The sequence below is a fragment of the Nonomuraea sediminis genome, from assembly GCF_018531495.1.
GTDB classification, from domain to species: domain Bacteria; phylum Actinomycetota; class Actinomycetes; order Streptosporangiales; family Streptosporangiaceae; genus Nonomuraea; species Nonomuraea sediminis.
In genome coordinates, this window is sequence record NZ_JAHDTI010000024.1 from 34,456 (window position 1) to 57,863 (window position 23,408).

Annotated in this window: 25 protein-coding genes and 1 pseudogene; 20 read left to right on the forward strand and 6 right to left on the reverse strand. The window is 69.2% G+C overall.

Features of this window, described 5'->3' with window-relative positions:
* Positions 1 to 428 precede the first annotated feature (428 nt).
* Positions 429 to 1,628, forward strand: a complete 1,200-nt coding sequence (locus KIK09_RS54255; RefSeq protein ID WP_214327480.1) for a serine hydrolase domain-containing protein — start codon at positions 429 to 431, stop codon at positions 1,626 to 1,628.
* A gap of 310 nt (positions 1,629 to 1,938) precedes the next feature.
* Here KIK09_RS54255 and KIK09_RS54260 read toward each other — a convergent pair whose 3' ends face one another.
* Positions 1,939 to 2,595 carry a response regulator transcription factor gene (locus KIK09_RS54260; protein WP_214327481.1) on the reverse strand — a complete coding sequence of 219 codons (657 nt, stop codon included), beginning with the start codon at positions 2,593 to 2,595 and terminating at the stop codon, positions 1,939 to 1,941.
* Entirely contained in the window at positions 2,592 to 3,746 is a 1,155-nt protein-coding gene (locus KIK09_RS54265; protein ID WP_214327482.1) for a sensor histidine kinase, read from the reverse strand. Before KIK09_RS54265 ends, KIK09_RS54260 begins: the two co-directional genes overlap by 4 nt.
* A gap of 86 nt (positions 3,747 to 3,832) precedes the next feature.
* On the opposite strand from KIK09_RS54265, the gene KIK09_RS54270 reads away from it, so the two are divergent.
* The 8 genes from KIK09_RS54270 (at position 3,833) to KIK09_RS54305 (ending at position 13,035) form a co-directional block, all read left to right on the forward strand.
* On the forward strand, positions 3,833 to 4,750 hold the full coding sequence (locus KIK09_RS54270; protein ID WP_214327483.1) for an ATP-binding cassette domain-containing protein: 918 nt from the start codon (positions 3,833 to 3,835) through the stop codon (positions 4,748 to 4,750).
* Positions 4,747 to 6,255, forward strand: coding sequence for a DUF1349 domain-containing protein (locus KIK09_RS54275; RefSeq protein ID WP_214327484.1), 1,509 nt, complete (start codon positions 4,747 to 4,749; stop codon positions 6,253 to 6,255). The genes KIK09_RS54270 and KIK09_RS54275 overlap by 4 nt, the downstream gene beginning before the upstream one ends.
* Positions 6,252 to 7,031, forward strand: coding sequence for an ABC transporter permease (locus KIK09_RS54280; RefSeq protein WP_214327485.1), 780 nt, complete (start codon positions 6,252 to 6,254; stop codon positions 7,029 to 7,031). Before KIK09_RS54275 ends, KIK09_RS54280 begins: the two co-directional genes overlap by 4 nt.
* Before the next feature lie 57 nt (positions 7,032 to 7,088).
* Complete coding sequence (locus tag KIK09_RS54285; RefSeq protein WP_214327486.1) at positions 7,089 to 7,316, forward strand: cupin domain-containing protein; 228 nt, start codon at positions 7,089 to 7,091, stop codon at positions 7,314 to 7,316.
* Between the two features lie 293 nt (positions 7,317 to 7,609).
* Positions 7,610 to 10,318, forward strand: coding sequence for an ATP-binding protein (locus KIK09_RS54290; protein WP_214327487.1), 2,709 nt, complete (start codon positions 7,610 to 7,612; stop codon positions 10,316 to 10,318).
* A gap of 79 nt (positions 10,319 to 10,397) precedes the next feature.
* Positions 10,398 to 11,645, forward strand: a complete 1,248-nt coding sequence (locus tag KIK09_RS54295) for a M24 family metallopeptidase (RefSeq protein ID WP_214327488.1) — start codon at positions 10,398 to 10,400, stop codon at positions 11,643 to 11,645.
* Complete coding sequence (locus KIK09_RS54300) at positions 11,642 to 12,049, forward strand: SRPBCC family protein (RefSeq protein ID WP_214327489.1); 408 nt, start codon at positions 11,642 to 11,644, stop codon at positions 12,047 to 12,049. The genes KIK09_RS54295 and KIK09_RS54300 overlap by 4 nt, the downstream gene beginning before the upstream one ends.
* Positions 12,046 to 13,035, forward strand: a complete 990-nt coding sequence (locus tag KIK09_RS54305; RefSeq protein WP_214327490.1) for an MBL fold metallo-hydrolase — start codon at positions 12,046 to 12,048, stop codon at positions 13,033 to 13,035. The genes KIK09_RS54300 and KIK09_RS54305 overlap by 4 nt, the downstream gene beginning before the upstream one ends.
* Positions 13,036 to 13,505: 470 nt before the next feature.
* On the opposite strand, the gene KIK09_RS54310 is transcribed toward KIK09_RS54305, so the two are convergent.
* Complete coding sequence (locus KIK09_RS54310; RefSeq protein WP_214327491.1) at positions 13,506 to 14,171, reverse strand: Crp/Fnr family transcriptional regulator; 666 nt, start codon at positions 14,169 to 14,171, stop codon at positions 13,506 to 13,508.
* A 59-nt stretch (positions 14,172 to 14,230) separates the two neighbouring features.
* Between KIK09_RS54310 and KIK09_RS54315 the strand changes: the two genes are divergently transcribed.
* The 3 genes from KIK09_RS54315 to KIK09_RS54325 all read left to right on the forward strand — a co-directional run bounded on the left by KIK09_RS54315 (position 14,231) and on the right by KIK09_RS54325 (position 15,752).
* Complete coding sequence (locus tag KIK09_RS54315) at positions 14,231 to 14,500, forward strand: YciI family protein (protein WP_214327492.1); 270 nt, start codon at positions 14,231 to 14,233, stop codon at positions 14,498 to 14,500.
* On the forward strand, positions 14,497 to 15,246 hold the full coding sequence (locus tag KIK09_RS54320; protein ID WP_214327493.1) for a sulfite exporter TauE/SafE family protein: 750 nt from the start codon (positions 14,497 to 14,499) through the stop codon (positions 15,244 to 15,246). The genes KIK09_RS54315 and KIK09_RS54320 overlap by 4 nt, the downstream gene beginning before the upstream one ends.
* A 119-nt stretch (positions 15,247 to 15,365) precedes the next feature.
* Positions 15,366 to 15,752, forward strand: coding sequence for a Tn3 family transposase (locus KIK09_RS54325; protein ID WP_214327494.1), 387 nt, complete (start codon positions 15,366 to 15,368; stop codon positions 15,750 to 15,752).
* Between the two features lie 103 nt (positions 15,753 to 15,855).
* Here the strand turns inward: KIK09_RS54325 and KIK09_RS54330 are convergent, their stop codons facing one another.
* On the reverse strand, positions 15,856 to 16,461 hold the full coding sequence (locus KIK09_RS54330; protein ID WP_214327495.1) for a YdeI/OmpD-associated family protein: 606 nt from the start codon (positions 16,459 to 16,461) through the stop codon (positions 15,856 to 15,858).
* A 163-nt stretch (positions 16,462 to 16,624) separates the two neighbouring features.
* Entirely contained in the window at positions 16,625 to 17,062 is a 438-nt protein-coding gene (locus tag KIK09_RS54335; RefSeq protein ID WP_308164849.1) for a carboxymuconolactone decarboxylase family protein, read from the reverse strand.
* Between the two features lie 187 nt (positions 17,063 to 17,249).
* On the opposite strand from KIK09_RS54335, the gene KIK09_RS54340 reads away from it, so the two are divergent.
* From KIK09_RS54340 to KIK09_RS54350, 4 genes and pseudogenes are all read left to right on the forward strand, one after another.
* On the forward strand, positions 17,250 to 18,200 hold the full coding sequence (locus KIK09_RS54340) for a helix-turn-helix transcriptional regulator (RefSeq protein ID WP_214327497.1): 951 nt from the start codon (positions 17,250 to 17,252) through the stop codon (positions 18,198 to 18,200).
* Positions 18,201 to 18,428: 228 nt separating this feature from the next.
* Positions 18,429 to 18,783, forward strand: a pseudogene (locus KIK09_RS58805) (recombinase family protein); the annotation flags it as partial.
* 33 nt (positions 18,784 to 18,816) lie between these two features.
* Positions 18,817 to 19,014, forward strand: coding sequence for a helix-turn-helix domain-containing protein (locus KIK09_RS60995; protein WP_443678898.1), 198 nt, complete (start codon positions 18,817 to 18,819; stop codon positions 19,012 to 19,014).
* Positions 19,011 to 19,547 (forward strand): barstar family protein, encoded by a 537-nt coding sequence (locus KIK09_RS54350; RefSeq protein WP_214327498.1) that lies wholly within the window; start codon positions 19,011 to 19,013, stop codon positions 19,545 to 19,547. The genes KIK09_RS60995 and KIK09_RS54350 overlap by 4 nt, the downstream gene beginning before the upstream one ends.
* Positions 19,548 to 19,792: 245 nt before the next feature.
* Here the strand turns inward: KIK09_RS54350 and KIK09_RS54355 are convergent, their stop codons facing one another.
* Positions 19,793 to 20,377, reverse strand: coding sequence for a hypothetical protein (locus tag KIK09_RS54355; protein ID WP_214327499.1), 585 nt, complete (start codon positions 20,375 to 20,377; stop codon positions 19,793 to 19,795).
* 595 nt (positions 20,378 to 20,972) lie between these two features.
* On the opposite strand from KIK09_RS54355, the gene KIK09_RS54360 reads away from it, so the two are divergent.
* The 4 genes from KIK09_RS54360 to KIK09_RS54375 all read left to right on the forward strand — a co-directional run bounded on the left by KIK09_RS54360 (position 20,973) and on the right by KIK09_RS54375 (position 23,390).
* Positions 20,973 to 21,926, forward strand: coding sequence for a methyltransferase domain-containing protein (locus KIK09_RS54360; RefSeq protein ID WP_214327500.1), 954 nt, complete (start codon positions 20,973 to 20,975; stop codon positions 21,924 to 21,926).
* 93 nt (positions 21,927 to 22,019) lie between these two features.
* A complete protein-coding gene (locus tag KIK09_RS60895) occupies positions 22,020 to 22,358 on the forward strand; it encodes a recombinase family protein (RefSeq protein WP_214327501.1) in 339 nt (112 codons plus the stop codon).
* Between the two features lie 167 nt (positions 22,359 to 22,525).
* Entirely contained in the window at positions 22,526 to 23,173 is a 648-nt protein-coding gene (locus KIK09_RS54370; RefSeq protein WP_214327502.1) for a hypothetical protein, read from the forward strand.
* Positions 23,174 to 23,186: 13 nt separating this feature from the next.
* The gene (locus tag KIK09_RS54375; protein ID WP_214327503.1) at positions 23,187 to 23,390 is read left to right on the forward strand and encodes a transposase; all 204 of its coding nucleotides are present in this window, start codon (positions 23,187 to 23,189) and stop codon (positions 23,388 to 23,390) included.
* Positions 23,391 to 23,408: the final 18 nt, after the last annotated feature.

Genomic DNA, 23,408 nt, shown 5'->3' on the forward strand with positions numbered 1-23,408 from the left:
GAGGCGAGACCCGGGGCATGTCGCGAGTGTTGTTGATCGGGGATGAGCCGGCCGTGCGAGAGAGCCTTGAGCCGGCCCTCGCCCGAACCGTCCACCGTGGGCGGGAAGCCGCCTCCGGACAGGCCGGGGGCGGACTGCGACACGGTGACCGTGCCGGCGGCTGGCCGAGGCCGGACGCGCCGGCCAGCCAGGTGGGACCTGGCTCGGGCCCGGCTCGGGGCTGCCGATCCGGCCGCCCGCATCGGGTTCATGCGGTGCGGCCTGGGGTGGCTCCGGCGTCGCCCTCATCAGGCAGGGCGAGTCGAGCAGGCCTGAGGCGCTGTGACCGTCCGCTGGACGGAAAGTCGCCGTGAAGGCGATCACGAAGGGGAGAAGACGTGGCTATTGACGGAGTATGGAACCGGCGTTCGCTGTTGCGGGGCGCCGTCGTGGCGGCCGGTGCCGCCGCCGTGGCGGGCGGTGCCGCCGCGACCGTCCCGCTGCTGGGCACTGCGGTCACGGCGAGAGCCAGTGGCGGTGACGCGGACTCCGCCATCCCGCCGGACGCTCTGCCCGGCGGGGCCTACGACAAGTACGTGGCGCAGCTGGCCGCCGAGGGCAAGTTCTCCGGCGTGGTGCTGCTGTCGCACAAGGGCCGAACGGTGCTGTCGCGCAGCTATGGCATGGCCGACAAGAAGAAGGGGATCGCCAACAGCGAGGGCGTCGCGTTCAGCCTCAGCTCGGCGGGCAAGCCGTTCCAGGCGGTGGCCATCTTGCAGTTGGCGCAGCAGGGCAAGCTGAAGCTGTCGGACACGGTTGGCACCTACCTGACGGGCTTCGCCAAGGAGATCGCTGAGCAGGTGACCATCCACCACATGCTCGCCAACATCTCCGGGCTGGAGACCCCGGATGAGGACGTGCAACGCATCTTCCAGAGCCGGGAGGAGGTGCAAGAGTTCTACGAGCAGTGGGCCCGCCATTCGAAGCTGGTGGCACCCGTCGGCACTCCCACCAACCACGCCGGCGCCGAGATCGTCATCCCGGCGCTGATTGTGCAGGCGGTGACCGGCAAGACGTACTGGGACTACGTGGAGGAAAACATCTTCAAGCGCTGCGGCATGACCGGCTCGGCGTTCTACACCAGGCCGCAGTGGCTCACCGATGAGCATATCGCGCACCCTTACATGACGTTGGCTGACGGCAGCGTGGTGGACGCCGTCCGCAACCTGGACAAGAGCAGCTCAAACCAGTCCACGCTGGGCAAGAACCCGGGCCGCAGCTTCATCGATGCCCCCGGGGACGGCGGCTTCGCCACCGCACCGGATCTGGTCCGGTTCGCGCACGCGCTGAGCGACGGCACGGTGCTGGAACGGCCCTACGCCGAGGTACTCACCGCGGCCAAGTCCCCCCACGGACCTCGGTCGTTCGGGGCCTACCAGATGCCGGTCCGCATCGTCAGCGGTCAGTGGGTGCACGGGCGCGCCGGTGCCAACCCTGGGGTCGGCGCCAGCTGGAACATCTACCCGTACACCGGCTGGGTTGGTGTCATCCTCAGCAACACCGATGGCGAGACGCTGCAGGAGCTGAGCGGGCGAGAGGTACAGGCTGTCACCGGAGGCACGCCCGGTGGCGGCGGCGGGGGTGGCTGAGATAGTCCGGCCGTTGACACGAAGGGAACGGATCTCCTGACGTTCTTGTGGGTGAGTTGACGCCCGGCCTGATGACCGGCTCACCACAGAGCATCCGGCTGTCATCCGGTGTCGTGGAGTGTTGTTTTGTGTCGCCGTGAGCGGGATTCTCCCCACCCGAGTGTCAGTCAGGGCCCAGGCGTACCGCGCTGTATCGCGTACACGCGAGCAACCATGCGTTCTTAACCGTCGGCATTTTGTGCCGTTTGTGTTCCCTGCCTCAGTAGGGCTGCACCGGCCCGGCCCTCGGTGGGGATGTTGCGGCGAAGTGTCAAGCGATGCGGTAGCCGACCCCTGGGGTGGTGGTGATGATCGGTGGGTCGCCGAGCTTGCGGCGGAGGCGGCCGATCGTGACCGTGACCGTGTTGGTGAGCGGGTCGGCGTGTTCGTCCCAGACCTGTTCGAGCAGGTCCTCGGTGCTGAGGAAGGCGGGGGTGGCGCGGAGGAGGGCCTCCAGGAGGGCGAACTCCTTGACCGAGAGGTCGAGCCGCTGGCCGTCGCGGGTGGCGGTACGGCGGAGTGGGTCGAGGACGATGCCGGCGGCGCGGAGCGTGCGGGCGCGGGCGGCGGGCTGGCGGCGGGCCAGGGCTCGAATCCGCAGGACCAGTTCGGGGAAGTGGAACGGCTTGGCGAGGTAGTCGTCTGCGCCGAGGGTGAGGCCGGTGACACGGTCGCCGGGGGAGTCGGCGGCGGTGAGCATGAGCACCATCACGCGGTCGTGGCGTTCGGTGATCAGCTGGCAGAGGGTGTCGCCGTGGATGCCGGGCAGGTCGCGGTCGAGCACCACCACGTCGTAGGCGTTGACGTCGAGCTTGGCCGCGGCTTCCAGGCCGTCGTAGGCGAGGTCGACGGCCATGCCCTGATCGCGCAGCCCCTCCGCCACGACGTCGGCCAGGGTGCGCGCGTCCTCCACCACCAGCACCCTCACGCGGTCACCGCCACCGGGAGCGAGACCGTGGCACGCAGGCCGCCCTCCGGCCGGGCACGCAGCTCGAGCGCGCCGCCGTGCGCCGAGGCGATGGCCGCCACGATCGACAGCCCGAGGCCAGAGCCGCTGTCGGAGCCGGTGCGGTCGGCGCCGAGCCGCTGGAAGGGCTCGGTAAGGCGGGCTACCTGTTCCGGGTCGAGGACGTCGCCGCCTGTATCCACGACGAGCAGCGCGGTGGTGTCGTCGGCGGTAGTGGCGACCTGGATCCAGCCGCCGTCGTGGTTGTGGATGATCGCGTTGTCGATCAGGTTCTGCACCATGCGGGCGAGGAGCGTCCGGTTTCCGCGCGTCCGGGCGCGGTCGTCGAGGTCGGCGTCGCGGACGGTGAGGTTCTTGTCCGCGATGTCGGCGGCCCGGGCGTCCATGGCCTCGGCCGTGAGCTCACGCAGCGAGATCGGCGTCGGCTCGGGCGGGTCGGCGTGCTGCGCGCGGGCGAGCGTGAGGAAGCCTTCGAGCAGCTGATCGACCTGGTCGAGCTCGGTGCGGATCCGTCCGGCGAGCACGACCGTCTGCCTCGGGGCGGGCTCCGGCTTGGCCAGGGCCACGTCCAGGGAGGCCCGCATGGTCGCCAGCGGGGTGCGCAGTTCGTGGGAGGCGTTGGCGACGAAGCGGCGCTGCGTGGCGAAGGCGCCTTCCAGGCGCTCCAGCAGGCCATCGATGGTGTCGGCGAGATCCTTCACCTCGTCGGCAGGCCCCGGTACGGCCAGCCGTTCGTGCAGGTTGTCGGCGGAGATCCGGCGTGTGGCCGCGGTGATCGTGCGCAGCGGGCGCAGCACCCGGCCCGCGACCAGCCGGCCAAGTACGAGCGACACGGCGGCCATGACGACGAGTGCGATCACCGAGCCGACGAGCAGCTGGCGCGACTGACGCGCTTCCACCTGCGACAGCTCGGCATGCAGCTGGGAGATGATCTGGTTGGCCGCGGCGAGCGTCGCGGGCTGGTCCGGAGAGCTTCCCACCGGGACGACCTGGGCGGACCCGAGCGTCACGAAATAGGCGATGGCCAGCAGCACGGCGCCGGACAGCAGGAACACGGCACCGTACAGCGCAGTGAAGCGCTGCCTCACGGTGCGGCCCGGTGGCTTTGTCATCGTCCCAGAATGCCTGGTCGGACCTAACAACGATGTGACAGGCGTCGTTCGGCCGATGTTAGCGGCCCATCGGTACAACCGATCGCATGCGAGCAACGATCGAAGTCAACGGCCTGCGCAAGCGCTTCGGGCCGACGCAGGCGCTGGACGGGATGACATTCACGGTGCGGGCGGGGCACGTCACCGGTTTTGTCGGGCCCAACGGCGCGGGCAAGTCCACCACGATGCGGGTGATCCTCGGCCTCGACTCGGCCGATGCGGGTACCGCGCTGGTGGGGGGCATGCCGTACAGGAGTCTGCGAAGTCCGCTGAGCCACGTGGGGGCGCTGCTGGACGCGGGCGCACTTCAACCGAGTCGTACGGGGCGCAACCATCTGCTGTGGCTGGCGCACTCGCAGGGGCTGGGAGCGCGGCGCGTGGATGAGGTGATCGAGCTGGTCGGGCTGGACTCGGCGGCACGGCGCAGGGCCGGCGGCTATTCGCTGGGCATGCGGCAGCGGCTTGGCATAGCAGCAGCGCTGCTGGGCGACCCGCCGATCCTCATGCTCGACGAGCCGATCAACGGGCTGGATCCCGAGGGGATCGTGTGGATGCGCGGCTTCCTGCGGTCGCTGGCCGCCGAGGGGCGCGCGGTGCTGGTGTCCAGCCATCTCATGAGCGAGCTGGAGGATACGGCGAGCCACCTGGTCGTGGTGGGCCGGGGCCGCGTCGTCGCGGACACCAGCGTGGCCGAGCTGATCGCGGCGGCCTCCAACGGCCGGGTCACGCTGCGGACCACCGCTGGATCGCAGGCGATGGCGGTGCTGGCGCAGGCCGGGGCCACCGTGGCCGCGACGGACCGCGACACGGTGACCGTCACCGGGCTGCCCACCGAGCGCATCGTGGCGCTGCTCGGCGCGAGCGGGGTGCCCTTCTCCGAGGTTTCCGCGCACCGGGCGACGCTGGAGGAGGCCTACATGGAGCTGACCAGGGACGCCGTCGAATACCGCGGGGTCGCCCGATGATCAGGACATTGCGCGCGGAGTGGACCAAATTCCGCACGGTCCGCGGCTGGATGATCGGCATGGTGGTGGCGGCGCTGCTCACCGTCGGGATCGGGGCGTTCTCCGCCTCGGGCAACCATGCCTCGTGCAGCGCCGGTCCAGTCGAGGTCCCCTGCCCCACGCCTCCGATCGGCCCAGAAGGGCAGGCGGTGACCGACCACTTCTACTTCGTGCACCGCCAGCTGGCCGGAGACGGCACCATCACCGCCCGCGTGAACTCGATGACCGGCAAGATCCGCAAGCCCGACGTCAAACCGGGAGCACGTAACGAGGTGGCCGGACTCACGCCGTGGGCCAAGGCCGGCGTCATGATCAAGCAGAGCGCCCGCCCTGGCTCCGCCTACGCGGCGGTGATGGTCACTGCCCAGCACGGCGTGCGCATGCAGCACAACTTCACCCACGACGTCGCGGGCCGTCCCGGCGGCGTCGCCCGCTGGCTGCGGATGACCCGCGCCGGAGACACGATCACCGGCTTCGAATCGGCCGACGGCGCGAACTGGACCAAGGTCGACACCGTACGGCTGGCAGAGCTGCCGCAGACGGTGGAGATCGGCCTGTTCGCCGCCTCCCCCGGGGAGATCACCGTGACGCAGGGTGATATCGGCGGGACCATCACCGCCGGGCGCTTCGCCGAGGCCACCGCCGTCTTCGACCAGGTCGGCATCCAGGGCAGAGTGCCGGGTGGCCAGTGGCGGCACGACGACGTCGGAGCCAGCGTCAACGGCGACGGTAGCGTCCACCACCCGGGCAGGGCCGCCGAGTCCGGTGGCACGTTCAGCGTGACCGGCGTCGGCGACATCGGTCCCGCCGACGATGGGCGGACCGTCGAGAGCACGTTCACCGGCCTGCCCGCCGGGCTGATCGTGGTGATCGTGGTCGCGGTGGTGTTCGTGACCGCCGAGTACCGGCGCGGGTTGATCCGCACCAGCCTGCTGTCAGTTCCGCGGCGCGGTCGGATGTTGGCTGCCAAGGCCCTGGTGATCGCCGCGGTGACTTTCGTCGCCGGGCTGGCCGCCACGGCCGGGTCGGCCGTGTTGGGTACGCGGATCCTGCGTGCCAACGGCAACTACGTCCTGCCCGTGAGCATGCTCACCGAGGTGCGCGTGGTGGCGGGCGTCGCCGCGTTCCTCGCCCTCGTCGCTGTCTTCGTGCTGGCCCTGGGTGCCCTGTTCCGGCGCAGCGCCGTGGCCGTCACCCTCGGCCTGGTGGCGATCGTGGTGCCGCACCTGCTCGCCACTTCCTCTGTGTTTCCCCTGACGGTGTCGCAGTGGCTGCTGCGGGTCACTCCGGCCGCCGGGTTCGCCATTCAGCAGAGCATTCCGGAATACCCGCAGGTGCTCGGCTACTACTCGCCGCAGGGCGGGTACTACCCGCTGGCGCCGTGGGCCGGGCTCGTCGTGCTCGGCGCCTTCGCCGCCCTCGCGCTAGGGCTGGCCGTCTATCGGCTGAACAGGAGGGACGCATGATGCGGGCGCTGTACGCGGAGTGGACCAAGCTGCGCACGATCGCGGGCACCGGCTGGCTGCTGCTGGCCGTCGTCGCGCTGACCGTGGGCGCCGGCGCCGCCGCCGCGGCCACCGTGTCCTGCCCGTCGACGGGCTGCCGGTACGACGCCGTCAAGGTGAGCCTCATGGGAGTTCAGGTGAGCCAGGCGGTCGTCGCCATCCTGGCCGTGCTGGCGATCACCGGGGAGTACGGCACAGGGATGGCTCGCACCACCTTTGCCGCCGTGCCGAGGAGGGTCACCGTACTGCTCGCCAAGGCGGCGGCCCTGACCGGGCTGGTGTTGGTGGCAGGGACCGTGGCGGTGCTGCTGTCCGTGCTGTGCGGGTGGCTCATCCTGCCAGGCAACGGGTTCACCGCCGCGCACGGGTATCCGGCGCTGCTCTCGCTGGCCGACGGGGCGACGTTGCGGGCGGTCGTCGGCTCGGTGCTCTATCTCGCACTGGTCGGGCTCCTCAGCCTGGGCGTCGCCACCGCCGTACGCGACTCGGCCACCGCGATCGGGATCGTGCTCGGGCTGTTGTACGTGGTGTCCGCACTGCCGTTCATGGTCTCCGATCCGGACTGGCAGCTGCTGCTGTGGCGGATCTCGCCGATGAACGCGGGGCTGGCCGTCCAGGCGACGGCCAACCTGGCAGCCCAGCCGCTCAGCCCGTGGGCGGGCCTTGGTGTCCTCGCCGCCTGGGCCGCAGCCGCCCTGCTGACCGGCGGATGGCTCCTCCACCGGCGCGACGCCTAACCGTGCGGGAGGATGCAGGAGGCCGAACCGCCCTTCATCCCGGAGGGAGCGCGCGTGATGACCGTGGTCGTCGAGTTCCCGGGCGGCGACGTCATCCACTACCAGGACGGCAACAATCGCGACGACATCCCGCTTCGCTTCACCGTCACCACGCTGTGCGAACCCGGCCAGCCGATGCTCACCCTGGTGGACGACGAAGAGCTTGCCCCGCAAGGACCGCCGCGCCCCTTGCCCATTCTGACCACATCAGCCGGGCCCGCCGCCCGGCCAGGCAGACACCGATGAGGGCCGGGACTTCCCGTCCCGATCTCGGATCATGACGTCTTCCAGGTCCATCACGAGATTCCTGATCGCCTGGACGACCCAGGCGCAGGTCGGGTGAGCGATAGTGCCCAGCACACGGACCCGCCTGCCGGCATGCTCGATGACGGCCAGGATGTACTGACGCTGCCCATTCAAGGTGACGGTCTTCGTGGCAGCACGGCTCGTCAACCTGCTCCCCAGGACCCGAAGGTGCGGCCAGGAGGTCCCGTTGGTCGACCGGGGCAATATGAGGCGAAAGCCGATAGGAAGGGGTCATGAAGTTGTACGGCCGCGCGGCGGAGCAAGAGACGGTCGGCCGGCTGCTCAACGCCGGTCCCGGTGCGCTGGTCGTGCGCGGCGAGGCGGGCATCGGCAAATCGGCGCTGCTGGAGCATGCGGCCATCGACTTCCCAGGCCGGATGCTGCGGGTGAACGGGGTCGAATCCGAGGCCGAGCTGCCCTTCGCCGCCCTGCACCTACTCCTGCGGCCGGTCCTGGATCGCATCGACGCTCTACCACGGCAGCAGGCCGACGCGCTGACAAGCGCGCTGGGGATGGGCGCGGCCCGCCCGGGAGACCGGTTTCTCATCGGCCTTGCCACGCTGAGCCTGCTCGACGAGTTGTCGGCCGACGGCCCGCTGCTCTGCGTGGTCGACGACGCCCAGTGGCTGGACCAGGAATCGGCCGACGCGTTGCTGTTCGCCGTGCGTCGTCTGCACGCCGAGCCGGTCGTCTTCCTGTTCGCGGCCAGGGATGAGGGCGGGTCCTTTCCCGCTCCTGGCGTACCTGAGCTGTGGCTGGCGGGTCTGGATCCGGAGGCGGCGGGACAGCTGCTCGCCGAGAGCTCCGCCGGCCTGGCGCTGGCCGTACGGGAGCAGATCGTCGCCGAGGCCCAGGGCAATCCGCTGGCGCTGCTCGAGCTGCCGCGCACGCTCACCGCGGAGCAGCGGGTGGGCGGGTTCACGCCGATGTCGCTGGGCGGCGCCGAGCCCGTGTCCAGCCGGGTGCTGGCCGGCTTTCGCGCACGGATCGAGGCGCTGCCCGCGGCATCGCGGCGGTGTGTGCTGGTGGCGGCGCTGGACGACCGCAGGGCCCTCGACACTCTCAGCCGCGCCCTGGGCGATCTGGACGCCTCGCTCGCCGACTTCGCACCCGCGGAGCGTGCGGGATTGCTCCAGGTCACCACGGCTGGAGTGGCGTTCCGCCATCCACTGGTGGCGACGGCCGCGCGGCTCGCGGGTGATGTGGCCCAGCGGATGGCCGCCCATCGCGCGCTGGCCGGAGCCGTCGACGACGATCGCCGCGCCTGGCACCTGGCGGCGGTGACCACGGGCCCCGATGAGCTGGTGGCCAGGGAACTGGAAGCCGTCGCCGCGCGGGCACGGCGCCGAGGCGGCCAGGCGGCTGTCTCAACCGCCTACGAGCGAGCCGCTGAGCTGTCCTCCGACTCCCCGTCGGCGGCCCGTCGCCTGGCCGCCGCGGCCTCGGCCGCTGGAGCCGCGGGACTTGCCGCTCGCGCCGCCGACCTCGCCGCCCGTGCCGAACGCCGCATCAATGATCTGTCCGGCACCGCGGTGATCGCGGACCTGGCGCTGGTGCGGGCGACGCTGGCGTTCGAGGCCGATCGACCGCTGGAGGCGATCCGGCTTCTCCACGACACCGTCGTGACCCTGGGTGATCGTGATCCGGCGGCGACGCTGTCCATGCTGGGGCTGGCCACCGTCTACACCTGGATGTCCAGCGCGCATCCCGAGCAGGTGGAACTGGCCCGCCGTACCGAGGAGCTGACTCCGTCGGCGGGGGACGGCCGGATCCTTGCGCTCAATCAGGCGGTGCGGCGGCTGCTGGAGGGCGACGTCGCGGCCGCCGTCCTCGTGCCGGACGGGCTCGGCCGGGATGAGCAGCTGCCGTTCGAGTTGCGGGTGCTGGCCGCCTACCTCGGGCTGGCGTGCGGTGGCCATCGCACGATGCTCGAGGACGCCACCCGCCTGGTCGAGGACTGCCGCAGCACGGGGCGGATCGGGCGGTTGTCGCAGGCGCTGCGGGTGCTGGCCGCGGCCCAGGTGGTCAGCGGGCGGCACCCCGCCGCGCGGGCGAGCGTCGAGGAGGGGCTGCGCGTCGCCATGGATCTGGGCCAGTCTCAGTGGGGCAGCTATCTCACAGGGCTGGCCGCGTGGCTGGCGGGCGTCGCGGGTGCAGAGGAGGAATGCCTGGCCATGGCCGCCAGGAGCGCCGGACAGGGAGGCGATGAGGTTCGGCTGCTCGGTCTGGGCTGGGCGACCTATGCGCGGTGCGTGCTGGATCTTGGACTGGGCCGCTACGAGTCGGCCCTGGCACGGCTGGACCGCGCCATCGACGGTCCCGCCGGACATGCGCTGGTCTGGCTGCATGCCTATCCCGACTATGTCGAGGCCGCGGTCCGAGCGGGCGATCCGGGGCGGTCGGAGCGGGCACTGGCCCGCTTCGCTGCCTGGGCGAAGGTGATCAAGCAGCCGTGGGCGACGGCCGTGCTGCTCCGCTGCCGGGCCCTGCTGGCTGACGGCGACGAGGCCGCAGAACTGTACGAGCGTGCGCTCGCCCTTCATCAGCGCAGCGACCAGCCCTTCGACCAGGCGCGCACCGAACTCCTGTATGGCGAGTGGCTGCGCCGCCACCAGCGCCGCGCCGAAGCCCGGCCCCATCTCCAGGTCGCCCTCGAGACCTTCGACCGGCTCGGCGCCCGCCCGTGGGCCGAGCGCGCCGCGACCGAACTGCGCGCCGCCGGCGCCAGCCAACGGGACCGTCCGCACGATTCGGACCCGCTGGCCGCGCTCACCCCCCAAGAGCTCCATGTCGTACGGCTGGCCGCCACGGGAGCCAGCAATCGCGAGATCGGTGCCCAGCTGTTTCTGAGCCCGCGTACGGTCGCCTACCACCTGTACAAGGCCTTCCCCAAGCTCGGCATCACCTCACGCGCGGAACTGGCCAAGTACGTGATGACCTAAGCGCGCGGCCGAGCCGTACCGGTCACTACGGTCACGTGACGGACGCGGCGCGTCGCCGTACATCCCTAGCGTCAGCGGCATGAACGTCCCCACCTACTCCATCGCCGAGCGGGACCGCCGCTGGGCGCTCGCCCGGGAGATCATGGAAGCCGAGGGCGTGCAGGCCCTCATCGCCTACGGCGAGCACGAATGCGTCGATCTGGCGCCCTTCGCCCCCGACGTGTACTTCACCAACGATCGGCCCGGCGCGATCGTCATCTTCTGCCGCGACGCCGATCCGATCGAGCTGACCTGGTCGACGCTGCCGGTGGCCGATCACATCCAGGCACGCAGGCGGGGCGAGAGGCTGTGGATCCCGCCGGAGCGCATCCGCGTCGCCAAGCATGCGGCGGGCGTGGTGGAGGTCCTGCGCGAGCACCGCCTCGAGAGCGCGGCGGTCGGCGTGCTGGGGCTGGACCCTTACCCGCCGTTCCACATCAACCCGATCATGCCGCACGGCTTGTGGAGCCAGGTGCTGGCCGAACTACCCGAGGTGACCTTCAAGCCCGTCGGGCTGAGTTATCTGTTCGCCACCATCTGCCAGTCGCAGGAGGAGCTGGCGGTCATCCGGCATTCGGCCGCCACCGGCGACGCGATGGCCCAGGCGATGCTGGAGGCCGCGCGGCCCGGCGTGACCGAGGCGGACGTCTACGCCGCCGGCATGGCGGCGGCCTTCCGCCGCGGGCTGGCCGCCCCCGACATGCTGCTGTCGTCCGGGCCCAACCCTATCTCCTGGGGGCCGCCCGCCTGGTCTTACCGGCCGCAGGCGCCGCGCGTCATCGAGGACGGCGACGTCGTCATGGCCGAGGTGTTCTGCCGGTTCGGCATGAAGGAGACCCAGCACCAGGTCGCCATCGCCGTCGGCGAGCCGCACCAGGCCATCGAGGCGGGCGCGAAGGTGGCGCGCGCCAGCTACGAGGCCGGCCTGGCCGCGGCCCGTCCGGGCAACACCTTCGGCGACCTGGTCGAGGCCATGCAAGGCCCGCTGCGCGACGCCGATGCCTGGAACGTCCACCCGCTGGTGCACACGCTCAACCCGATGGGCCCGGTCTGCGGCTTCGGTCCGGGCCTGCGCCGCTTGCCCGAGGCTGCCGAGTACGGCCGGCTGTTCGACCTGCCGACCATGGGCGGCGAGCTGCCGCTGGCGCCCGGCATGACCTTCGCTTTCGAGCCCAACGCCGTCATCGGCGAGCACCTGGTCAACCTAGGCGGCACCGTCGTCATCGGCGACGACGAGCCCATCGAGCTCAACCCTTTCACCGCTCAGCTGCTGAGGAGCACGTCGTGATCACCATCGACCACGTGGCCGGCTATGCGCGGCCGCCGCAGGAGATCTTCGCGGTCCTGTCCGATCTGGAAGGCTATCCCCGCTGGCAGGTCGACGTGCTGGAAGCACGGCGCACCGAGGAGGGGGTCGCCCAGGTGCGGAAGGTGATGGGGCGGCGCGCCGAGATCGACCTCAACGTCACCGAGTTCCTCCCTGGCGAGCGACTCACCCTCCAGACCGCCGCCGGCACCCGGCCCGGCGTCACGCAGAGCTACGTCGTACGGCCGGCAGGACAGGGCAGCGAGGTGGCGTTCCACCTGGAGCTCGACGGGGTGCCGAAGATGGCGGAGCACCTGGTCAAGGCCCAGCTGGGCAAGCAGGTCCCGCTGATGTTCGAGCGCCTCGGCGCGCTCCTGGAGGCATGATGCGCATCCCCGAGCGCGAAATCGCCGAGCGGCCCAGCGGCTACGCCGGCCCCAACCTCTCGCCCGTAGGCCTGCAGCTGCTCCCGCGGTCCCTGGCCGACGGCGTCCATGCGCTCATGGCCAACATCCCGCCCAAGGACAACAACGGGCTCATCGTCGGCCGCGACGCCGCCCTGATCGTCGACGCCGGGATAACCCCCGAAATTTCCCGACACATCCAGCAGGTGGCCGCCAACCTGACCGATCGGCCCGCACGCTATCTGGTCAACACGACGTACCACGGTGACCACACCTTCGGGAACATGGCCTTTCCGAGGGACACCGTCATCGTGTCGTCGCGGCTCAACAAGGAGAACATGACCGACTTCGCCTACGAAAAGCAGGTCAGGTCGGGCAACATGTACGGCGACGAGGCACTGTTCGACTCGGTGACCGCATGGCGGACCCCGGACATCGTGTTTGACACCTTCGCCGAGATCGACCTGGGCGGGCGCACGGTCCAGCTCTGGCACTTCGGCCCCGGCAACGGCCCCGGCGACACGGTCGTCTACGTCCCCGATGCGCGCGCCGCATGGACCGGCAACCTCCTGTGCCACGCGGGCATCGCCCACATGTTGCTGCAGGGCGGCCCCGAACCCTACATCGCCACCCTGCGCAGGATGAAAGAGACACTCCCCGAGTTGGCGACGATCGTGCCGGGTCACGGGCCCATGGGCGACGGCCACGCGGCCATCGACGCGCTCATCGCCTACCTCGAACGATTGCACGACGAGGTCGTCGACCGCGTGCAGGCGGGCCTCACGCCGGAGGAGACGATGGCCTCCAGCACAGACCCGTGGGACGAGGGCCTCGATCCGGTGCTTGAGGCCGCACTCGCGACCTACCGGATCCCGCAGGATCGCGCCAGGCAAGCCATGCTGGACCTGTGCAGGAACCTGCACCGGCTCAACATCCTGGCCACCTACCGCCTCTACGCAGGCGGCTAGGAGAAGAGGTGATAGCGGCACCATCTGCGAGCACGACCCGCTGATGGGTCCACCTGTTGAGCTGGGGGTGGTCTGCCGCTCCTTGCGCGCTGTTCGGTCTGGCTGTACAGCGGCGCGTCACGCCTCACCCGGAGGGCTGTCCCGGCCCCGCAGCAGGCGAGGAGTACCTCGCCAAGGAGTTGAGCTTTCCGCGCAGGCCGAGAATTCCCACTAAGGATTGATCATCCGGTCAGGCGGGGCAGAGGGACGGACGTGGAACGGCCCAGGGCGGTGGGGTACGCCCTGGGCCGTTGGGTGCTGGTGGCCGAAGAGCAACGAGCGAGCAACCAATGGCGTATCTCGGCCTCGCCAGAGATCATCCATCTCGAACACACCACCGGTGTGGTGGTCAGGCCCATGGAGGACTCGGAGGTGACGGAACTGCGATAGCTGGGGCTGCTGTGCAACACCAGATTTCGGCAGCGGGAGGTTCAGCTTCTACGGGACATGGCGGTGAGTCGTCTGGGATCTAGCACCACGATGATGCCGGGCTCGATGCGGATGGCGCCTGCCTTGGCGAGGACTCGCAGAGCGCGGTTGACCGTGACCCGCGACAGACCGATCTCCTCGCCGAGTCCTTGTTGCGCCCCTGGCAGCGTGATCCGGCTCCCTTGTTCGCGCATGGACTCGGCGACCCAGTCCGCGATCTGGACGACCGGCTGCGGCGCGGCGCGGCGGACATGGGCCCGCCGGTCACGGTTGACCTGCCCCGACAGGTGGCGCAGTACGTGGTCGCGTAGCGCTGGCACTTCGTCGATGAGACCTCGAAGGAGGCTTGCCGGCAGGAAGCGAACCCGGCAGGCGGCCGAGGCGGTCCAGGTGGCCGTGTGCGCTCCGCCGTCCAGCGCCGCGGCTTTGTCGATCACGCGGGGCCCCGTCACCGTCGCGAATCGAACTCTCGAGCCGTCGCCGGTGTCGTAAGTGGCAGCCAGGGTCCCCCGCTCAAGAATGACCAGATGCTGAGCCGGGTCACCGAAACGCGCAACAGTGGCGCCCGTGGGGACTTCCCGCGGCGGGCACTGCTCGGCGAGCCAGTCGAGGCGCGCATCCTCGAGCATTGAGAACAGAGGTACCGCCGCCAGTTTCCCCTTGTCCACGTCTGGGAGAGTATCTCGCGATACAGCGGCGCGGGCGAGGAGTCCGTACCGTTCCCTCCGTGATCTGCGTAGAACTGTCCTTTACCAACGACCGCGCGCGTCTGGCGGCGCGGCCCGCTCACCGGGAACGGTTGCGTGCGCTGTATGAACAGGGCGCTCTGCTTCTGGCCGGCCCTTGGGAGGACGACTCGGGGGCGTTGCTGGTCTTCACCGTCGACCGTGCACGGGTGGATCGGATCATGGCCGAGGATCCGTACTACTCCACGGCGGGTGTCGACGTCGTCTCGCTGCGCGTGTGGTGTCCCATTCTGAAGCCTGAACATGGTTGAACAGAACTGATCTGGTGATATCCGCAGGTCTTCTGGCAATGCCGGTGATTGTCGTGGTGGCGGCCCTCGCTCAGGGGATCACAGGTTTTGGGTTCGCACTGGTCGCTGCGCCCTTGTTCGCGGTGGTCGCAGGCCCCAAGGAGTCGGTGGTGGCTCTGTGCTTGATCGCCCTGCCGATCAACGCCTGGTCGTCGCTACGTCATCGCCGGGTGGCCTGCCGCGGTGTCGCTGTCCGGATGGTGGCGGCTGCCGCGGCAGTCGCGCCAGTCGGAGTGTGGTTGCTATCGGTGCTGAGTGACCGGGTCATGCAGGGGGTGGTCGGGGTTGTGGTCCTCTGCTTGACGGTGACACTGATCAGGGGCGTCAGGGTCAGCAGTCGTGGAGGTCTCCTCGATCTGCTCGGCGGCGCCTGTGCAGGAATCCTGTCGACGAGCACAGGAACGAACGGGCCTCCGCTGGTGATCGCAATGCAGATACAAGGCATTTCCGGGCCTCGACTGCGAGCGACTCTCGCGTGGGTGTTCTTCGCCAGCGGGCTCGTCAGCCTGGCTCTGCTCAACGCTGCCGGGTCCGTGAATACGGAGTCCCTGATCAGTGCCGGCATCGGCTGGCCGTTCGCCTTCGTTGGTCGTCAGATCGGCGAGCGAGTAGCTGGACTACTGGCCCCTCGTTGGGGCGAGGGTTTCGTGGCCATTCTGCTGTTCGCCAGTGCTGCCACCGCGATCGTCACTGCGATGAAGAGTTGAGGGGTGTCTGGCTGAGATGGGGTCGGCGCAGCTTGGAGCACGCCGGGCCCGGCGACCGAAGGATCCACCGCCAGGAAATGGCGGCAACAAGCCCTGATGAACAACCAACAGGAGTAACCATGACCACCCTCATCACCGGCGCCCGCGGCAAGGTCGGTCAGGCGGTCATCAACCGCCACCATTCCGCTGGCCTCTCCGTCCGCGCCGCCAGCGCCAAGCCCGACGAGCTGACTGTCCCGGCCGGTGTCGAAGCTTGGTGCCTGACGGTGCTGACCAACGCGGTCATCACGTGGGTCGAGTACTACCAGCTCGCCGTCAAAAACCTGCGCGCCGGCGGCCGGGATGTGCCTGATGAGCTGCTGGCCTACATCTCCCCGGCCCACAGCGAGAACGTCAACTTCTTCGGCGTCATCACCGTCGACGTCGAAGCCGAGCTCGCCGAACTCGACGGAGGCGGCTGGCGCCCCTTGCGCCCGGCCGCTGTTGAGCCGAACCTGCGCCCATGACGGGTTCTTGGGGGGCTGGGTAAGGTTCCGGGTCTGGCCGAACGCCGAGCCGCCATGTGCGTGGGCTTGGAGGAGCGAGGCGGGGAGAGGAGTGGGCCCGCATTCAACTGCCGAGGGCGCGCTTTTGTGGGTGGATCGCCTCGCCGCGGGCGAGCATGTCAACGAACTGGGTGATACGGCGGGCTCGGGTCTCGGCGCGTTTGGCGTTCGCGATCCGATAGAGAACGGCGTAGCGGTTCTGGGAGGTGAGGATGTCGAACATCGCTTGTGCCTGGGGTTTCGCGGCCAATGCGGCGGCCAGGTCGGCTGGTACCTCGATGCCGGCTTGTCCCGCGTAGGCCGTGTCCCAGCGGCCGTCGGCTTTGGCGCGTTCGACCTCGGTCGTTCCGGCCGGATGCATCCGGCCCTCGCTGATCAGACGGGTGACGATGGAAACGTTCCGCGCTGACCAGGGACTTTGCCTTCCGCGAGGGGTGAAGCGCCGGCAGAAGGTGATCCCATCCCGCCGTCGTAGCCGACCATCGATCCAGCCGTGGCACAGGGCTTCGTCGAGCGCCTGGTCATAGGTCAGGCTGGTGGGCCGGGTCGTGTTCTGCTTGGCGAGGACCAGCCATACCCCTGCCGAGCTGTCGTGGTGCCTGCTGAGCCACTCCCGCCAGGCTCGGGAATCGGTAACGGTCAGTTCCAGTAGTTCGTTGCTCATCGTCATGTGCCCCTCATGATCATCAAAGTCGGCGGTCACCCCGAAGGTGGGAGCCCAGGACGGGGGCCTGCCGGAAAGTGGCGCTGGATCGGTCAGCGGTGGAGCTGGCCGATCACGTCCTTCGTCACGTCGCCACCGCGGCCTCTGGACAGATGACGCCCGCCCGCCTTCACCAGGTCTTGCCGGCCTGCTCCCGGATCGTGTGGTTGATCCGGTTGAAGAAGTTGGTGATTGCGATGTTCAGGATGATCACGGACATCTGGTTCTCGTCGAAGTGGGTGGCAGCACCGTCCCAGATCTCGTCGGTCACGCCCGGCGCGCCGTCCTGGATCCGGGTGGCGGCCTCGGTCAGGGCGAGCGCTGCCCGCTCCTCCTCGGTGAAGAACGGGGTCTCGCGCCAGGTGACCACGTTGTGCAGCCGCTCCTCGGTCTCCCCATGCTTCTTCGCCGACTGGACGCCGGCGAACACACACGGGCTGCAGCCGTTGATCTGGCTGGCCCGCAGATGGACCAGCTCGAGCACGAGCGGGTCGACGCCACCGGCGTGAATCGCCTTGTGGAGATGCTGGATCGCTGTGATCACGTCGGGATTCGCCACGCTCTTCATGCGTGCTTCCATGGGTCCTGCCCCTCGTCGGTTACGTGCGCCCATCCGGGCCCGTCATCTACCGCACCTTGGCGGAGGTCATCGTCGTCGTAATGGACTTTTCGGCCGAGGAGTTCTCGGTCATGCCGGCGACGTTACGGTATGACCCGGTCAGAAACGGTCCTGGTTATCGAGCAGACTGTTTGCCATGGTCAACACCTCGGCGCGGCTGCTGCGGCTGCTGTCTTTGCTGTCAACGCGGCAGTCCTGGACGTGCGCTGATCTTTCCGCCCAGCTGGAGATCACCGAACGGACGGTTCGCCGGGACATCGCTCGGCTACGTGAACTCGGCTACGGCATCGAATCGGAGATGGGCCCATGGGGCGGCTACCACCTCGGGCCCGGAACCAGCATTCCGCCACTGATCCTTGACGAGGAGGAGGCCCTCGCGGTCGCTGTCGGGCTGCGCACCGCCGCCTTCAGCGGAGTGTCCGGCAGCGACCAGGCAGCCCTGTCGGCGCTGCTGAAACTACGCCAGGTGCTGCCGGCCAGGATCGCCGACCGGCTCGGCGAGTTGGACGCTGCGTTCACCCACACCGCACGACCCGACGACAGCCAGATCTCCCCCGCGCTGCTGCTCGACTTGGCCACCGCGTGCCGGCGAGGCGAACGCACCCAGTTGACCTACCGCGAACGGGCCGGAACGACGTCCACCCGCCGAGTGGACCCCTACCGGCTCATCTACACCGGCCGCCGCTGGTATCTCCTCGCCTACGACCTGACGCGGCAGGACTGGCGCACCTTCCGTACCGATCGCATCATCGATGCCACAGCCACCGGGCAGGCCACTGCCCTGCCCGACCTGCCAGATCCAGCACAGATGGTCAGCACGGGCATCGCGCTGAGGCCCTACCCGGTGCGGGTGACCATCCGCCTGGCCGTACCGGCCGATGAGGCCGTCAGGCTGGTACCACTAACGGTCGGCGTCCACCACCCGGACGGCGATGACGCCACGATCATCGACATCGGCGGGCCAGACGCCGACGGCCTGGCCCGCTACCTGCTCAGCCTCGGCCGACCACTCCAGATACTGCACCCAGAAGAGGTCCGCCAGGCATTCCTCACCCGCACACGACAACTCCTCAAGGACAACCAGTGACACAAACACTCGCCGATAGCTGACACGGCTACCTGCGGTGACGGATGTTGTCAGCCACTATGAAGTGCGACTGCAATCTTGACTGTCTCAATCGAGGAACCTCAACCGGACACCGGGACGTGCAGCCACGGAGATCACGCAAGCCCAGCTCGACAGGCCGCGCCCGCGGCCCAGATAGGTGGTCCGCGGGCTGTCCGGTGATGGGGGGCTGAACGGTACGGTTGGCGGGTGGGAGACCTCATCGGCTACGCCAGGTGCTCGACCGCACTGCAGGACCTCACCGCCCAGCGCGAGATCCTCGCTGCCCTCGACGTCGCCGACGAACGGATCTACCTCGACAAGGGGCTCACCGGCACCAACCGGGCCCGGCCTCGAACAGGCGCTGGCGGCCGTGCGCGCCGGCGACACTCTCGTGGTCCCGAAGCTGGACCGGCTGGCCCGGTCGGTCCCCGATGCGCGCGACATCGGCGACACCCTCATCGTCCGCGGCGTACGCCTTTCGCTGGGCGGCAGCATCTACGACCCAGCTGACCCGATGTCGAAGATGTTCTTCAACATGCGGGCCGTGTTCGCCGAGTTCGAGGCCGACCTGCTCAAGATGCGCACCCGCGAGGGCATGGCCATCGCCCGCGCCCGCGGCAAACTCAAAGGCCGCCAGCCCAAACTCACTGCACGCCAGCAGGCCGAGCTCGTCCGGATGCACTCCAGCGGCGACTACACCATCGCCGAACTGATGGAGCTGTTCTCTGTCGGGCGCGCCGCCGTCTACCGCGTCCTCGATCGCGCCGCCAACGCCACCACGGAACGAGCATGAGCGCCTTTGACCCAGACAGCGACCTGTCCAGTGATGTCGCCTTCCGCCTGGTGGCCGCCTCCTTCGTCCGGCTGTTCTGGCGACATGCCCTGCTGGACCAGTCCATCGACTGGCTGCTCGACCACGGCTACCAGGTAGTCCGTCTGGACGCCTCCGCATGGACCCGTGAGGAAGATCTCCACACGGCGATCGCGCAGGCGCTGGAGTTTCCGAACTACTACGGCAGAAACCTCGACGCCCTCAACGACTGCCTGAGCGATGTCACGTCGTTCGAGTACGGCGCCCGCCGAGACGCGACAGGCCTCGTCATCGTGTTCACCGGGTACGACAAGTTCGCCGCACACTGCCCACGCGCCGCCCAAATCACCCTGACCATCATCGCTGACCAGGCGCGCAGCGCGGCGCTGTTCGGCCACCGGATGTGCTGCCTAGTGCAAACCGACGACCCTGACACCAGGTTCGACCCGGTAGGCGCGATGCCCGTCCTGTGGAACGACGCCGAGTGGCTCGACTCCAAGCGGCACCCCGACTGAGCCATCCCGGCATCAGCTGTGCAGATGACTTACTTGGACCTGCATTTTCCCGGCCGGTCAGTGGATGCCCAAGACCCCGGATGCGGCCAGGGCCCACGTGGTGCACGGGCTCTGGCTCGTTCTGGGGTGCGATTGTCATGAGGTGGCGGGCTGGAGGAGTTCGATCTCGATGGCCAGCACGCCGAGCGCCTCCATTTCCGGGCCGCAGATGCGGCGGATGTTGGCCAGCTGCTGTCACACACAGCTCAGAGCTGGTCCATCGCGTCGTCCAGCTCAACAAAGAACTTGTCGACGGCGCTCGTATCCAGGCCTGGAGAGGTGATCGAGAAGCTGGGGAAGATCTTGATCCCGTTCGAGGAGGCCCCCGCGCGGACAGTGGGGCCCCGCCCCTCCAGGCCCGCGATGATCTGGTTGATCAGGGCGTCGACCTGCCGCGCACTGTAGCCCTGGGGCACGACAGGAACGTGAGTGCCGCGGATCTTTCGTACGAGCCTCGCTTGAGGGGTGTGCGCCGCACCTCTGATCCGGCGCCATTCGCGCAGGCGCGTCATCGGGACGTCCAGGCTGCCGCGCACCAGGCCGCCGGCCAGCAGGAGCACGCCGCCCCCGGTGAGGGTCCCGCCCACCAGCAGCATTCCGGACGCTACGGCCGCGGAGTTACTCTTGGACTCCTCATAGCTCCTCGGCCCCGACTTTCTGCTTGAGCAGTACTCGCCCGGGCTCATCCGGTCGAAACCGCACCGGGGCTCTTCCGCGTCCTTGGCCACCACCAGCCAGACCAGCAATACAACTGCCCCGATGGCCAGCATCCAGGCGCCCGCCTTGGTCATGTCCACCCCCTTTTGGGTGGGCAAGATCGTATAGCGGGTGCCACCGGAATACGGCTGAGAGGGGCTACGTCCACCGAAATCCGCAGGTCAGGCGATGGGGTCGGACGCCGGGGTTTCGCCTGTGGGTGATCGTGTCCAGCGTGGGGCCGGATTGGCTCGCAGTTGCTCCACTGCGCTGACCTGGGAGTACGCCACTCCAGGAACGGGACAGAGTCAAGGTTTTGTCTGGTCAGCGCTCCGGCGCGACCCGTGTCTGCCGTATTCCGGTGGCACCCCTCGTCCAGGATCGTCCAGTGCTCGACCAGCTCGCCGATGTGTATCGGGGGTGTTTCATGACCACCCAGCATCGACCAGGCAAGTCATGGGGGGGCTTCCGGTGCATGGTGCGGATGGTGTCCCCGCCAGGGGAGGACATGGTGCCCACGGTCGCACGCGGCTAAGCGGTCTGCCAGGCTCCCGGTAGCCAGGTCCGACAGTCCGGTCAGCGCGCTGACCCGCGCCTGGTGCGCTGGCTGTGGGGGCCGAATACATGTACCCCGTCCGGCGCGTCACGGTGCAGAACCGTGCTGTAGGACGTGCGGGGTTCGCTGGCTGTGTGAGATATCCCTCTCCCGTCGTCGTGGTGCTGGTGGTCTGGGGGGGTGACCATGTAGTGATGACCTCCTCGCCGCGCCCGCCGCACGTAGGTGGCCGACCGGATCCGATAGGCGGGACTACCGCGCTCGGTGGAGAGCCCGCTCCCGCCCGCGGGTACCTGCTGGACAACGCGCGCGCCGAGGCGGGCGAGCGATTCGTTTGGCTGGCCGAGCTGTTCGACGGTATGACGCGGGGGCACTTCGATCGACTGGGGGTCGGAGTTGGCTCGCGCTGCTGGGAGGTGGGGGCCGGTGGCCGCAGTATCCCGGAGGCGCTCGCGGCGGCCGTCGGTCCGACCGGGCACGTGCTGGCCACGGACATCGACCCGTCGTGGCTGAAGGCAGGCGGCGGGTACGAGGTGCGCCGGCACGACGTCGCCGCTGATCCACCCCCGGAGCTGGGGACGTTCGATCTGGTGCACGCCCGGCTCGTGCTGGTCCATGTACCCGACCGGGCTCGGGCGTTGGCCGCGATGGTGGCGGCGCTGCGGCCCGGTGGCTGGCTGCTGGTCGAGGACGCCGATACCGCTCTGCAGCCACTGGCATGCCTGGACGACAGCGGTCCGGCGCAGCGGCGGGCCAACCGGCTGCGCGACGCGGTCCGGGAGCTGCTGACGCGCCGCGGCGCGGACCTGCGCTACGGCCGGACACTGCCGCGGGCATTGCGTGAGGCCGGCTTGGTAGATGTCGCCGCGGCGGGCTCTTTCCCGGTCGGCGGGCTGGCCTGCGACCGGCTGGAGGCGGCGACCATCCGGCACGTGCGCGGCGAGCTGCTCGCGGCCGGCCTGGCCGACGACGCCGAGATCGACGCGCACTTGGCCGCCATCCACGCGGGCAAACTCGACCTGACACTCGCGCCGCTGATCTCGGCCTGGGGACGCCGTCCAGCCGAGGACCCGCCGGCACTCGGTTAGGTGCAGATCCAGGCGTTGTCCGACCTGCCCACAGCGCTGTTCGTCGAGGAGATTTTCGGGCCGCAGGAGTAGCCCCTTACGGGGGCGGTCGTCATGCCGAGCATCGTCTCGGAAACCTCCCGCAACCCCGGTGCCGACACACCGGTCGGGTACGCCCGGGTATCCACCCGCGGTCAAGACCACCAGTCCCAGCTTGACGCCCTCGCCGGAGCGCACTGCCGCGAGGCGGTGGTGGAGACGGCGAGTACCCGCGGCGAGCAGCCGAAGCTGCGCGCCGCTCTGGACCGGCTGCAGCCCCGGCGACCGACTGCGCTCTACGGTCGCAGCCCTCGCGACTGCTGGCGCTGGCGGGACTGCGCGCGGCCGCCGACTGGATGCGGCTGGCGGCCTTCTTTTCCAGGAGCGTGCGGCTGGTCATGCCAGCTGTTCTAGCAGCCGCCGATCACTGGAAGACGCGCATAGCTGGTCAAGGAGGAGATAACAGGTTTGTGACGGGGTCTGGTGGTGGGTGACGTCGGGTTCACGCTGTGGGGGTGGGTTCATCTTCTGAGCAGTCGTCGCGGAGTGGGCGGCGGTGGCCTCGCGTTGGGGCAGGGCTGGTGCTCCTCGTTTCGCTGCTGGCCGTGGCGGCGGGGGTGGTCGGGTTCCTGCGCGGCCCGCTCCACCTACCGGACAAGCTCCTGGCGGTGCTCGATCAGCGCGCCAGCGTGGTCAGCATGGTCGTGGGTATTCTCGGGCTGCTGATGACGGGACTGGGGTTGTGGCTGCATGCCCGCGCCCCGGCCGCCGATGCCGAGACGCCACCGGGTCCGGCATCATCGGGACCCGCCTCGCCGGTGATGGGCGGAGGGATGTCAGGCGGGATGGTGGCCGGCCAGATCTCCGGTCCGGTGCGGGCGCACGGCCCCGGCGCGACGGTGGCCGAAGGGGGGCGGTCGATCGCGATGGGCGGCGCATCGTCTGGTCCGGTCATGAGCGGGGATCGCGCCATCGTGGTCAGCGGCGGTTTCGTCGGCCACATCGGCGACCTCCACCAGATGCCGCCGCCCAAGCCAGACGGCGGGCTGGTCCGGGTGGAGCAGGCCAAGCCGCGGCTGTTCGTCGGTGGGCAAGACCCGCTGCGCCTGCGAGGCGATCCGGGACCTGCTCCCGGACTGGTGGCTGTTGGGGTCCCCGTAGCAATCGCCGAAAATTCCACGGATATAGGCCTGACCTGCGTCTACTCCGGCTCTGCCGACCGATGTTGATCGCCATCACCTGGTGGAACAGCCTGTATATCGACGCTGCGGTGAAGAAGCTGGCAGGCTGGGCATCAAGGGCGGCCAGGTCACGCAAGAGATCCGCGTCCGCCTCTCACCCCCGCTGTTCGAGCACATCAACTTCCACGGGTTCTACCCGTTCAACCGTCCCGACCTGGGCGGTGAGCTGCGCGAGCTCCGTGATCCCAGCGCCGCTGACGAATAGGGGTAGCGCATGGTGAGG